13 protein-coding genes are annotated in these 12,470 nt (G+C 66.9%); 11 read left to right on the forward strand and 2 right to left on the reverse strand.

What is annotated here, in order from left to right; translation table 11 throughout:
* Positions 1 to 224: 224 nt before the first annotated feature.
* On the forward strand, positions 225 to 734 hold the full coding sequence (gene rbfA / locus ACWRN3_RS02260) for a 30S ribosome-binding factor RbfA (protein WP_255175025.1): 510 nt from the start codon (positions 225 to 227) through the stop codon (positions 732 to 734).
* 84 nt (positions 735 to 818) lie between these two features.
* On the opposite strand, the gene ACWRN3_RS02265 is transcribed toward rbfA, so the two are convergent.
* Positions 819 to 1,916 (reverse strand): ScyD/ScyE family protein, encoded by a 1,098-nt coding sequence (locus ACWRN3_RS02265; protein ID WP_476739759.1) that lies wholly within the window; start codon positions 1,914 to 1,916, stop codon positions 819 to 821.
* Positions 1,917 to 2,119: 203 nt separating this feature from the next.
* Between ACWRN3_RS02265 and ACWRN3_RS02270 the strand changes: the two genes are divergently transcribed.
* Both ACWRN3_RS02270 and trxA read left to right on the forward strand, forming a co-directional pair.
* Positions 2,120 to 2,623, forward strand: a complete 504-nt coding sequence (locus tag ACWRN3_RS02270) for a nucleoside deaminase (protein ID WP_324644685.1) — start codon at positions 2,120 to 2,122, stop codon at positions 2,621 to 2,623.
* A 2-nt stretch (positions 2,624 to 2,625) separates the two neighbouring features.
* Positions 2,626 to 3,063, forward strand: a complete 438-nt coding sequence (trxA, locus tag ACWRN3_RS02275; RefSeq protein WP_476739760.1) for a thioredoxin — start codon at positions 2,626 to 2,628, stop codon at positions 3,061 to 3,063.
* 18 nt (positions 3,064 to 3,081) lie between these two features.
* Here the strand turns inward: trxA and ACWRN3_RS02280 are convergent, their stop codons facing one another.
* Positions 3,082 to 4,239 carry a pyridoxal phosphate-dependent aminotransferase gene (locus ACWRN3_RS02280; RefSeq protein ID WP_476739761.1) on the reverse strand — a complete coding sequence of 386 codons (1,158 nt, stop codon included), beginning with the start codon at positions 4,237 to 4,239 and terminating at the stop codon, positions 3,082 to 3,084.
* 137 nt (positions 4,240 to 4,376) lie between these two features.
* On the opposite strand from ACWRN3_RS02280, the gene truB reads away from it, so the two are divergent.
* The 8 genes from truB to ACWRN3_RS02320 all read left to right on the forward strand — a co-directional run bounded on the left by truB (position 4,377) and on the right by ACWRN3_RS02320 (position 12,371).
* On the forward strand, positions 4,377 to 5,342 hold the full coding sequence (truB, locus tag ACWRN3_RS02285) for a tRNA pseudouridine(55) synthase TruB (protein ID WP_476739762.1): 966 nt from the start codon (positions 4,377 to 4,379) through the stop codon (positions 5,340 to 5,342).
* 2 nt (positions 5,343 to 5,344) lie between these two features.
* Complete coding sequence (locus ACWRN3_RS02290; protein ID WP_255175031.1) at positions 5,345 to 5,698, forward strand: hypothetical protein; 354 nt, start codon at positions 5,345 to 5,347, stop codon at positions 5,696 to 5,698.
* 19 nt (positions 5,699 to 5,717) lie between these two features.
* On the forward strand, positions 5,718 to 6,170 hold the full coding sequence (locus tag ACWRN3_RS02295) for a hypothetical protein (RefSeq protein ID WP_476739763.1): 453 nt from the start codon (positions 5,718 to 5,720) through the stop codon (positions 6,168 to 6,170).
* Between the two features lie 99 nt (positions 6,171 to 6,269).
* A complete protein-coding gene (locus ACWRN3_RS02300) occupies positions 6,270 to 7,253 on the forward strand; it encodes a bifunctional riboflavin kinase/FAD synthetase (RefSeq protein ID WP_476739764.1) in 984 nt (327 codons plus the stop codon).
* 36 nt (positions 7,254 to 7,289) lie between these two features.
* Positions 7,290 to 8,144 carry a tryptophan 2,3-dioxygenase gene (gene kynA / locus ACWRN3_RS02305; protein WP_255175034.1) on the forward strand — a complete coding sequence of 285 codons (855 nt, stop codon included), beginning with the start codon at positions 7,290 to 7,292 and terminating at the stop codon, positions 8,142 to 8,144.
* Positions 8,141 to 9,400, forward strand: a complete 1,260-nt coding sequence (locus tag ACWRN3_RS02310; RefSeq protein ID WP_476739765.1) for a kynureninase — start codon at positions 8,141 to 8,143, stop codon at positions 9,398 to 9,400. The genes kynA and ACWRN3_RS02310 overlap by 4 nt, the downstream gene beginning before the upstream one ends.
* Before the next feature lie 200 nt (positions 9,401 to 9,600).
* Positions 9,601 to 9,870 (forward strand): 30S ribosomal protein S15, encoded by a 270-nt coding sequence (gene rpsO / locus ACWRN3_RS02315; protein ID WP_043452786.1) that lies wholly within the window; start codon positions 9,601 to 9,603, stop codon positions 9,868 to 9,870.
* Between the two features lie 242 nt (positions 9,871 to 10,112).
* Positions 10,113 to 12,371: a polyribonucleotide nucleotidyltransferase gene (locus ACWRN3_RS02320; protein WP_476739815.1), complete on the forward strand. Its 2,259-nt coding sequence runs from the start codon at positions 10,113 to 10,115 to the stop codon at positions 12,369 to 12,371.
* The last annotated feature ends 99 nt before the right edge of the window (positions 12,372 to 12,470 follow it).

Raw genomic sequence — 12,470 nt, forward strand, 5'->3', positions numbered from 1 at the left:
CCCCCCGTGCGGGGGGGGCCAACGCATGTGGCGCCCCTGGCCCCCCCAGCTCCGGCAGGCCCGATGCCACTCCCAGGCCGCCGGAAAAATCCAACGGAGGTCCGTCGTCCACTCGCCTCAGCGCGTGGCAACCGCCTCAAGTGCGTGGCAGATAACTGAAACGTGCCCTGGCAGCCTTCGCCGCCGTCGTACGTCCCAAATTTTTCTTCTTATAGGAGTTGTTCATGGCTGATCCGGCACGTGCTGCCAAGTTGGCGCAGCGGATTAAGGTTGTTGTTGCTGAGGCTCTGGGCCGGAAGGTCAAGGATCCTCGGCTGGAGGGCATTACTGTTACTGATGCCCGCGTGACCAATGATCTGCAGCACGCCACTGTTTACTACACCGTCTTTGGTGACCAGGCCGTCCAGGCTGATGCCGCCAAGGGGCTTGAGAAGGCCAAGGGTGTGCTCCGCCAGGAGGTGGGCCGGAACATCACCGTACGCCTGACCCCCACCCTTGAGTTCGTGGCCGACCAGATTCCGGTGAACGCCTCCAACCTGGAGGAACTGCTGCGGGAGGCCCGCAAGCGTGACGCCGAGGTTGCCGCCCTTGCCGCCAACGCCCGGCACGCAGGTGACGCCGACCCGTACAAGACCGATGCGTCCGGTGACGTGGAAATCGACGAGGACGACTTCGACGAAGAGGACCTGGACCTCACCGACGACGAGGACCTTGACGAGGACGGCCACAAGTAAAGACGCACACCAGGGCCCGGGAACGCATCCCGGGCCCTGGTGCATTTGATCCCCGCCGTGCCCTGCCGGCGGGGGAGGCTGCCGCTACCGGAGGTCGGCCTTGATGACCTTGCCCGCAGGCGGCTGCGACGGGTCACCCAGGGCGTCGATGGTGGCGTAGAGCGTGTGGCCGCTGATGTCGACATCTGCCGGCATGTTCACCGCCAGGAATTGGGAGCGGTCCCCGTCACAGGTGAACTTCAGGATCTCGCCGCCGAACAGCGATGCCACATAGACATCACCGTTGCCTGCAACGGCCAGGCCCGTGGGGCTGAGGATGTCCTCTGCCCAGAGGTCGGTGTCGCCGTTCCACGGATTGATCCTGAAGATGGCACCGCGGGCACCGAGTTCAGGTCCTTCCGGGCCGCCCGGCAGGGACGTCACATACAGCATCCCGTCAGGTCCGATCCCCACATCCGTGGGAACCGGTTCGAAGGCATACTCATAACCCACCACGCACGCGGGCACCTCCACCGTGTTTCCCATCATGTCCGTGGGAATCCGCAGACCCGCCGGAACCACGGCCGGGCGCGGCGGCAGCACGGCGACGGTGTCGATATCACCGGTTTTCAGGTTCACCTTGAGCACGGCGTTCATGCCTGCATCCGCAACATAGGCAGTGTTGTCGCGGACCGCCAGCGCATACGGATGGGAATCCACGATGCCCTTGTAGCTGGGAGGCGGGAACTCCGGCCACGCCGCGAGGCACTGGGCGCTGACGTCGTCGCCGAATCCGTAGTGCTGGTCACCGTCGGGGTTATGGCTCCGCTCGTAATCGGCAAAATCGGCGATGGTCTCAACATCACCCCGGGCGTCGATGGACTTCAGGTACCCGTGCAGCCCTGCGGGGTCACCCTGGCCGGCGCCCACGCTTTCAAGGAAGTACGTCGTGCTGCCGCGGGTGTCGGCCCCGGCCACCTCCCAACCCTGGGCCGTGTCCGTGGAAAGGTCTTCCGTGGACCCGTCACGGTCGATCCGGGTGACCTTCCCGGCGAAATCCTGGGACATCAGGACCGATTTCCCGGGTCCGGCAGTGACATGCAGCGGCGAGACGAAGCCTCCTGCAAGCACATCGTAATCCGGCGTGTTGGCGGAAGCGGCGGCGGGGCCTGTGGACGCGATGGCAGCGGCCGAGGCCGCCATACAGGCTAAGAGTGCGAGTCTCTTGTTCATTGGGTACTCCGGGGTGCGGGCCCTTGCGGGCTGGATATGGAGCCTCCGCGGAGGCAAAATGGATCCCCCGGGCGCAAGCGTAGGCCTCTACCGGCTGGTAGTGGTTGGTGGCATCTCCCCTTTTTGGCCCCCTTTCCATCCCCCTGCGGGGCGCCCGTGGCTAGGATCGTGCTATGACCTCCGCGGACCACGGCAACAGCCCCTCTACTGACCCTGAGTTGAGCCAATACCTTGGGCAGGCCGTGGACCTCGCCACGCGGAACGTCGGCGAGGGCGGCGGTCCCTTCGGAGCGGTGGTGGTGACCCCCGACGGGCGCGTCCACGCAGGGGTCAACCGGGTGACCCGCGACAACGACCCCACCGCCCACGCCGAGGTGGTGGCCATCCGGGCCGCGGCGGCGGCCACGGTGAATTTCGACCTCACCGGCTCAGTTCTCTACGCAAGCTGCGAGCCGTGCCCCATGTGCCTGGCGTCCGCCCTCTGGGCCAGGATCGGCCACGTCTACTTCGCCGCCGACCGGCACGGGGCAGCCGCCGCCGGCTTTGACGACGCACTTTTCTACGACTACTTCAACGGTGCCGCGCCGGAGCTGATGCCGGTGACCAGGGGTGACATCCCGACGTCGGACGTCCCCTTCCAGACGTGGCGCGCCTTTGACAGCAGGAAGGAATACTAGCCATGGAACCCACACTCCTCAGCTGCCCCAGCTGCGGGAAGACCAACAGGGTGCCGGCACAGGCTGCCGGCCACCCCCGCTGCGGCAACTGCAAGGCAGACCTGCCGTGGATCGTGTCCGCGGGCGATGGTGACTTCGCGGCCGTGGCGGAGCAGTCTTCAGTTCCCGTGCTGGTGGATTTTTGGGCGGCGTGGTGCGGACCCTGCCGCATGGTCAGCCCCGTCCTGGACAAGCTGGCCCGGGAACGGCCGGGGAAGATCAAGCTGGTGAAAGTGGACGTGGACAAGTCGCCCGGCCTGTCGCGGAGGTTCGACGTGCAGGCCATCCCCACACTGATGGTGCTCGTGGACGGCAAGGTCGCCGCCCGCCAGGCAGGCGCCGCGCCGGCGGAGGCGCTGCGGTCCTGGCTGGACAAAGCGCTGGCCGGCGCCCGCAGCTGATACTGCCTGGGCCGGGTTTTACCCGCTGGCGGCAGGAAGCCGGGACAGTCCTTCCAACAGATCCTGCTTCCGGCCGCACAGCGCGATCCGGACCCACCCCTCGCCGATGGACCCAAAGGCAGTCCCGGGAGCCAGCGCTACCCCGGAGTCGGCCAGGAACCGCCGGACCCAGGACCGCACATCGCCGCCGGTTACGTGGGACATGTCCGCCCACAGGTAGAACGCCCCCTGTGCCGGCAGGTAGCGGATGCCCTTCGCCGCCAGGACCGCGGACGCCGCATCCCGGTTGTCCCGGTAGTGCTGGTGCGCGTGGCGCACGTAATCCTGCGGCCCGGTGAGGGCTGCGAGCGCCGCGTACTGCGGGGCGGACGCCACGCAGGAGACGATCGATTCCATGACGTTGTCCATCTTCTGTTCAAGCCCCGGCGGGCAGATGAGCGCGCCGATCCGCAGGCCCGTCAGGCCGTAGGTCTTGGACAGCGTCAACGAGGTGAATACCCGCGCATCCTCCGCCATGCCGCCGTCGAACCTTGCCGGGCTGACGTGCGGGACATCGTAGGTGAATGCCTCGTAGCACTCGTCCGAGATGACCCAGATGTCGTGCCTGCGGGCCAGCTCCACCAGCTCACGGACCAGGTCCTCACTGAGCACGGCGCCCAGCGGGTTGGACGGGGAGTTGAGCACCAGGACCCGGGTGCGGCTGGTGATGAGGGCTTCCACGTCGGCGACCCGGGGCTGGAAGCCGTGGTCCGGGTGCAGGGGATAGCCGACGGGAACGGCGTTCAGCAACCGGCTGGTCATGGCGAAGGTGGGGTAGCCCGGGTTTGGGATCAGGATCTCGTCGCCGGGGGAGAGCAGCAGGCTCATGGCGAAGTGCAGGCCCTGCTGGGCGCCGGACACCACGTACACCCGCTCCGCACCGACGTCCACGCCCTGTTCCTCCCGGAACCTGGCGGCGAACGCTTCGCGCAGGGCCGGGATCCCGGCGTTGGGCGTGTAGTTGGTTTCATCGCGGTCCAGGCAGGCGATGCCGGCGTCCAGGACGTGGCGGGGGAGGGGGAAGCCCGGCTCCCCGATGCTGAGCACCACGGCGCCGGGAGTGCGCCAGGCGGCCTCGGTAATCTCACGGATCTGGTTGACGGGCACGTCGCGGATGTGGGCGGCAAGCTCAGGCATGCCAGCCATCCTAGCCGTCCCCTGCCCTGCCTCCGCCCCGCCCGGTGACGCGGCCGCGATGGTGGGCCGCCGCCGTCGTACGCTCCCTGCCGGTACCCTGCACATGCGTCCCAACCTGCGCCCATATACTGGGAGGCGTGCTTTCTGGACTGGTGATAGTGGACAAGCCGCAGGGATGGACCAGCCATGATGTGGTTGGTCGGATGCGGCGCCTCGCAGGGACCCGGAAAGTGGGGCACGCAGGAACCCTTGACCCCATGGCCACCGGTGTTCTGGTGCTTGGCATCAACAAAGCCACCCGCCTGCTGACCTACATTGTGGGCACCTCGAAGACCTATACCGCCACCATCCGCCTGGGCCAGTCCACGGTGACCGACGACGCGGAGGGCGAGGTCACGGCCACCACCAGCGCGGACGGCGTCACCGACCAGCAGATTCACGACGGCGTTGCGGCCCTCACGGGGGACATCCAGCAGGTGCCCAGCAGCGTCAGCGCGATCAAGGTCAACGGCGAACGCGCCTACGCCCGTGTGCGGTCCGGCGAGGACGTCAAGCTCGCCGCACGCCCCGTGACCATCCACCGGTTCGACGTGCATGGCATCCGCAGGGACGCGGCAGCAGGTGTGGTGGACCTGGAGGTGACGGTGGAATGCTCCTCCGGAACCTATATCCGCGCCCTCGCCCGGGACCTGGGCGATGCCCTCGGCGTCGGCGGCCACCTGACAGCGCTCCGCCGGACCCAGGTGGGCCCCTACTCACTTGACCAGGCGCGCACCCTCGAACAGCTCGCCGATGAGCTCAATGTCCTGGACATGTCCCTCGCCGCCAGGGCGCTGATGCCCAACCGCGAACTCACCGCCGAAGAAACCGCCGAGATCTCCTTCGGCCGGCGGATCGCGGCCGGTGCTGCAGCCGGTACGCCCGGCGCCGCCACGGTGGAGCGCCCTGCCGCGGCCTTCGCTCCGGACGGCAGCCTGGTGGCCCTTCTCGCCGACGCGGGCAGCTACGCCAAACCGGTCCTCGTCTTCGCCCCCGGCACCGGGCCTGGCGCCGGGACTGGACCTGGTGACGGGGCGGCAGCAACCTCCGCGGCGGAGGCATAGGCGTGGACGCATACTTTTGGATCATCCTGGTCGTCGGCCTGGTGTCCACCGTGGTGTGCCTGGGCGCGGGCATCCTGAAGAAGGCACCCAACGACATCACCATCCTGTCCGTCGTGGCCGTCGAAGTGGCCCTGGTGGTCTATCTGGTGGGTTCGATCGTCCGCGTGATCGCCGGTGAACCGATCGCCGGGGAGGCCTGGGAGTTCTGGGGCTACATGGCCACCGCGATGCTCCTGCCGCCCGCCGCCATCTACTGGTCCATCCTGGAGCGCACGCGGTGGAGCAACTTTGTCCTGGCCGCCGTCGGCGTCACGGCGCTGGTGATGGCCGCCCGAATGAACCAGATCTGGTACTGAAGTGGAAGAAGCAGCAGAAATGAAAGACCAGCAGGCCCAGGCGGCCAGCGGAAAAACACCCGTCCGCAACACCCGCAACACTGGACCGGGCCGCCTCCTGATCGCGGTGTATGGGGTGTTCGCCATCTCGGCCACTGCCCGCGCCGGCTACCAGATCCTCACCAAGTTCTCCGAGGCACCGCTGGCCTACCTGCTCTCCGCCTTTGCCGCCCTGGTGTACATCCTGGCCACGGTGTCACTGGCAAAGGCCGGAACCACATGGTTCAAGGTTTCGGTTGCGGCGGTGCTGGTGGAACTGGCCGGCGTCCTGGTGGTGGGGACCCTGAGCATCCTGGACTCCGTGCAGTTCCGGCACGAGACCGTCTGGTCGCTGTTTGGCCGCGGCTACGGTTTCATCCCGCTGCTGCTGCCCATCCTGGGACTGGTGTGGCTGTACCGGCGCCGGCCCTCACAGGCGAAGACTGCGCAGTGACGGGCAAAGCTGCGCAGTGAATCCGGGTAACCTTGAAGAGTTCCGCGGCCGGAAGGGTCCCGGAACGTTGATGCTTTCAGGCAGCTTAAGGCGAGGGTGATGGTTTACATCTGGAACGATCCGTCCGATGTCCCGGCGGACTTCGGCCCATCTGTTGTCACTTTCGGCAACTTCGACGGCGTTCACCGCGGCCACCAGCAGGTGCTGTCCCAGCTGATTCGGTCGGCCCGCCTCTCCCAAGCGAAGGCAGTGGCCGTCACGTTCGACCCCCACCCCGCAGTGATCCACCGGCCGGAGGCCGCGCCGGAGCTCATCATGGGCCTGGATGACAAGCTGGACGCGCTGGGTGAGCTGGGCCTGGACGCCATCCTGGTGGTCAAGTACTCCCTGGACCTCGCCAGCCTCACGGCCGAAGAGTTCGTGGAGCAGTACCTGGTGGACTGCCTGCACGCCAGCCACGTGGTCATCGGCCACGACGCCCGGTTCGGCCGCGGCAACTCCGGCGACCTGGACACCATGAAGGCGCTCGGGGAAAAATTCGGTTTCGATGTCCAGGTGATCAGCGAATTCGGCGCCGAAGGCTACCCGCTGCATGACGACGACGGCACGGACCGCCGCTGTTCCTCCACCTGGGTGCGCGAAGCGCTGCAGGCCGGAGACGTCACCACCGCCGCGTCGGTCCTGGGCCGGCCGCACCGGATGCGCGGCGAGGTGGTCCACGGCGCTGCACGCGGCAGGGCACTGGGGTTCCCCACCGCGAACCTTGCCTCCAACGCCACAGGACTGATTCCCGCCGACGGCATTTACGCCGGGTGGCTGGTGGACCAGGCCGGCAAGCGCTGGCCCGCGGCCATCTCGGTGGGGTCCAACCCCACATTCGACGGCGTCAGCCGCCAGGTGGAGGCGCACGTGATCGACCGGCCCAAGGAAGCCGTGGAGGACTTCGATCTGTACGGCCAGACAGTGATCGTGGAATTCGTGGAGCGGCTTCGCGGCATGGTGGCCTACCGTGGCCCTGAGGCCCTGGTGGAACAAATGCGGCTGGACGTGGCCCAGGCCCACCAGCTCCTGGGCGGCCGCTGACAGTACGGCCCGGGTGACAACAACGAAAGGCAGGACGTGTCCGTCGAGAAGAACACCCGCAAGCTGGATAAGGGGATTGTCCGCGACTTCAGCTCACGGATGAGCTACGCCTCCTACCTGCAGCTTCCCACCCTGCTCAGCGCCCAGCAGCCGGTCAGCCAGCCCGAGCACCACGATGAGCTGCTGTTCATCATCCAGCACCAGACCACGGAGCTGTGGCTGAAACTGGTCCTGCATGAACTGCGCAGCGCCGCCGCCTGGCTCCGCGAAGACGACCTCGGTTCGGCGCTCAAGGGCATCGCCCGGGTCAAGCACATCCAGAAGACCCTTACCGAGCAGTGGTCCGTGCTGGCAACCCTGACACCCACCGAGTATTCGCAGTTCCGGGGCTTCCTGGGCAACTCGTCAGGGTTCCAGTCCGCACAGTACCGGGCCGTCGAATTCGTCCTGGGGAACAAGAACCGCAAGATGCTCCCGGTCTTCGAATCCGATCCTGAGGCCCACGCAATGCTGGAGGAACTGCTCGCTGCCCCCAGCATCTATGACGAGTTCCTGGCCTACCTCTCCCGGCAGGGGTTCGACGTTCCGCCTGCAGTCCTGGACCGGGACGTGACCCGCGCCCACGAGTTCGCCCCGGAGCTGGTACCGCTCTTCAAGCACATCTACGAGAATGCCGCTGACAACTGGGCGGCCTACGAGGCCTGCGAGGAACTGGTGGACCTGGAGGACAACTTCCAGCTCTGGCGGTTCCGGCACCTGCGGACCGTCCAGCGGACCATCGGCATGAAGACCGGCACCGGCGGGTCCAGCGGGGTGACCTTCCTGCAGAAGGCCCTGGAACTGACTTTCTTCCCGGAACTATTCGCGGTCAGGACGGAGATCGGACAATGAGCATCCACCAGGAAAACATCGCCGGCGTGACAGCGGAAACGCTCCGGCAGCGCGCCGAAGAGCTGGACCGACGGGACGTCCTGGCGCATTGCCGGGACCACTTCATCGGCACCGACACGCCCCTGTCCTACCTCGACGGCAACTCGCTGGGCCGGCCCCTGAAGCGGACGGCGGGTGATGTCGCTGCCTTCATCACGGACGAGTGGGGCGGCCGCCTGATCCGAGGCTGGGACGAACAGTGGCTGGCCATGCCGCAGGCCATCGGGGACCAGCTGGGCCGTGCCGTCCTGGGGGCAGCGCCGGGACAGACCATCATCGCCGACTCCACCACCGTGGTCCTGTACAAGCTGATCCGGGCCGCCCTTGCGGCAGTGCAGGACCCGGACCGCAACGAACTGGTGCTGGACACCGAGAACTTTCCCACCGACCGCTACCTGGTGGAGGGCATCGCCCTTGAGGAAGGCCTGACCCTCCGCTGGATCGAACCGGACCCCGCAGCCGGGGTGACCCTTGAGCAGGTGCGCCAGGCCACCGGGCCCCGCACCGCCGTCGTCCTCCTCAGCCAGATTGCCTACCGCTCAGGCCACCTTGCGGACCTGCCGGGCATCACGGCGGCAGTGCACGACGCCGGGGCCCTGGTGGTGTGGGACCTTTGCCATTCGGCGGGGTCGGTGGAGATCGACCTGGACGGAGCGGACGTGGACTTCGCCGCCGGCTGCACCTACAAGTACCTTAACGGGGGCCCCGGATCGCCGGCGTTCGCCTACGTCAACGCCCGCCACCTGCCCTCGCTGAACCAGCCGATCTGGGGCTGGATGGGCCGCAAAGACGCTTTCGAGATGGCCGCCGGCTACCAGCCGGCCGCCGGCATCCGCGGGTTCCTCAGCGGCACTCCCGCGATCTTCGGCATGATTGCCGTGCAGGGAACCCTGGACCTCATCGAAGAAGCCGGCATGGCGGCCATCCGGTCGAAGTCCGAAGACCTTACCGCCTTCGCCGTGGAGGTCTTCGACGCGTGGCTGGCACCCCTGGGAGCCGAACTGGCCACGCCCCGGAATCCGGGGGAGCGGGGCGGGCACATCACGGTGGACCACGCTGAGTTCACCAAGGCTACCGTTGAGGCCCTGTGGGACGGCGACGTCATCCCCGACTTCCGCTCGCCGCACGGCATCCGGGTGGGCTTGTCACCCCTGAGCACCAGTTTTGCCGAAGTGCTTCACGGCATGGGCGCCATCCGGGACAGGCTGCAGGGCTGACCACGGCGGTGATCCCGCCGCACGTGTTTCGACAAGGTTAGGCCCGGGCCGGTAAACTGGACGATGGATCCGGCTGCAGTCCGTGGCGGCTGGTTCCTGTTGGTGGCGGCCCCTTCCGGATTACCGGGGCGGACGAACACGGCAGACCCGGCAGTGAGTTACTGACCTGGGCCCTCACGGCACATTCCCAAGGAGTTATTGTGGCACTTGACGCCGCTGTAAAGCAGTCCATCATCAAGGAATACGCAACCGCCGAAGGCGACACCGGTTCACCGGAGGTCCAGGTTGCGGTCCTGACCCAGCGGATCAAGGATCTGACTGAGCACATGAAGGAGCACAAGCACGACTACCACACCCAGCGCGGTCTGCTGGCCATGGTTGGTCGCCGCAAGCGCATGCTGAGCTACCTCAAGAAGACTGACATCGCCCGCTACCGTTCGCTCATCGAGCGCCTCGGCCTGCGCCGCTAGTCTGGCTTTGGGGCGGCCCTTTCCATCCGGAACGGGCCGCCTTCTTCAAATGAAAAACTAAACAGGAGGATCAACCGCATCACGCATTCGCGGTCCTCGGTAGTGATCCCCGGGAACGGCTTCGTTGACTGAAGCCGGCGGCCCGTGGGTCTCGATCGATGACCGGGTGCAGGGCCAGTAGACAGATGCTGGCCGGGTTGATGCGGCTGGACTTCCGTAAGAAAGAAACGGAGGTGACTCTCTTGGAGGGTCCCGAAATCCAGTTCTCGGAAGCAGTCATTGACAATGGCCGTTTTGGCAAGCGCGTAATCCGCTTCGAAACCGGCCGGCTTGCCAAGCAGGCAGCCGGCGCGGCCATGGTGTACATCGACGATGACACCGCGCTGCTGTCCGCCACCACCGCCGGCAAGCACCCGCGTGAAGGCTTCGACTTCTTCCCGCTGACGGTCGACGTCGAAGAGCGCATGTACGCTGCCGGCCGCATCCCGGGTTCGTTCTTCCGCCGCGAAGGCCGCCCGTCCACCGAGGCCATCCTGGCCTGCCGCCTGATGGACCGTCCGCTGCGCCCCGCCTTCATCAAGGGCCTGCGCAACGAGGTCCAGATCGTGGTCACCGTCCTGGCGATCAACCCGGACGAGCTCTACGACGTCGTGGCCATCAACGCCTCCTCGATGTCCACCCAGCTCTCCGGACTTCCGTTCTCCGGCCCCATCGGCGGCGTCCGCGTTGCCCTGGTCGCCGACGAAAACGGATCGCAGTGGGTTGCTTTCCCCAAGCACTCCCAGCTCGAGAACTCCGTGTTCAACATGGTGGTTGCCGGCCGCGTAGCCGGTGACGACGTCGCCATCATGATGGTGGAAGCCGAAGCCACGGACAACTCCTGGAACCTCATCAAGGAACAGGGCGCCACCGCCCCCACCGAAGAGGTTGTGGCCGAGGGCCTGGAGGCTGCCAAGCCGTTCATCAAGGCCCTGTGCGACGCCCAGGCCGACCTCGCCGCCCGCGCTGCCAAGCCCACGGTCGAGTTCCCGGTCTTCCTTGACTACGAGGACGACGCTTACGCCGCCGTCGAGTCCGCTGCCGCCGACAAGCTCGCCGCCGTCTTCCAGATCGCCGACAAGCAGGAACGCGACAACGCTTCCGACGCACTCAAGGACGAGGTCCTCGCCGGCCTCGCCGGCCAGTTCGAAGGCCGCGAGAAGGAACTGTCCGCAGCATTCCGCTCGGTCACCAAGCACGTTGTGCGCCAGCGCATCCTCAAGGACCAGGTCCGCATCGACGGCCGTGGCCTGACGGACATCCGCCAGCTCACCGCCGAGGTCGAGGTCCTGCCCCGCGTCCACGGCTCCGCCATCTTCGAACGCGGCGAGACCCAGATCATGGGTGTCACCACGCTGAACATGCTCAAGATGGAACAGCAGATCGACTCGCTGTCGCCGGTGACGCGCAAGCGCTACATGCACAACTACAACTTCCCGCCGTACTCCACCGGTGAAACCGGCCGCGTGGGCTCGCCCAAGCGCCGCGAAATCGGCCACGGCGCCCTGGCCGAACGTGCACTCGTGCCCGTCCTGCCGTCCCGCGAGGAATTCCCCTACGCCATCCGCCAGGTGTCCGAAGCCCTCGGCTCCAACGGTTCGACGTCGATGGGTTCCGTCTGCGCCTCCACCCTGTCCCTGCTGAACGCCGGTGTGCCCCTGAAGGCCGCCGTCGCCGGCATCGCCATGGGCCTGGTCTCCGACCAGGTGGACGGCCAGACCCGCTACGCAGCCCTGACCGACATCCTCGGCGCCGAAGACGCCTTCGGTGACATGGACTTCAAGGTTGCCGGTACCTCCGAGTTCGTCACGGCCATCCAGCTGGACACCAAGCTCGACGGCATCCCCGCATCCGTTCTGGCAGCGGCCCTCAAGCAGGCGCGCGAAGCACGCCTGCACATCCTCGAGGTCATCAACTCGGCCATCGACACCCCGGACGAGCTCTCCGAGTTCGCACCGCGCGTCATCGCCGTGAAGATCCCCGTGGACAAGATCGGCGAGGTCATCGGCCCCAAGGGCAAGATGATCAACCAGATCCAGGAAGACACCGGCGCCGACATCTCCATCGAGGACGACGGCACCGTCTACATTGGCGCCACGAACGGTCCGTCTGCCGATGCAGCACGTTCCGCCATCAACGCCATCGCGAACCCGCAGGTCCCGGAAATCGGCGAGCGCTACCTGGGTACGGTCGTCAAGACCACCACCTTCGGTGCCTTCGTATCGCTGACCCCGGGCAAGGACGGCCTCCTGCACATCTCCGAGCTCCGCAAGCTGGCCAACGGCAAGCGCGTGGACAACGTGGAGGACGTGGTTTCCGTCGGCCAGAAGATCCAGGTGGAAATCACCAAGATCGACGACCGCGGAAAGCTCTCGCTCGCCCCGGTGGTCGCCGAGGAAGAGGCTCCGGCCGACGCCGAGCGCGCCCACGCCACGGAGCCTGCCGAAGGCGCTGACGTCTAACAGCCCGGGCTTCCCGGCACAAGCATGAAGCGGGGGGGGGGGGGGGGGGGGGGCGCCCGGGGCCCCGCGGGGCGGGGGGGGCGCGCCCCCGCGGGCCCC

The sequence above is a fragment of the Pseudarthrobacter sp. rb genome (assembly GCF_056389225.1).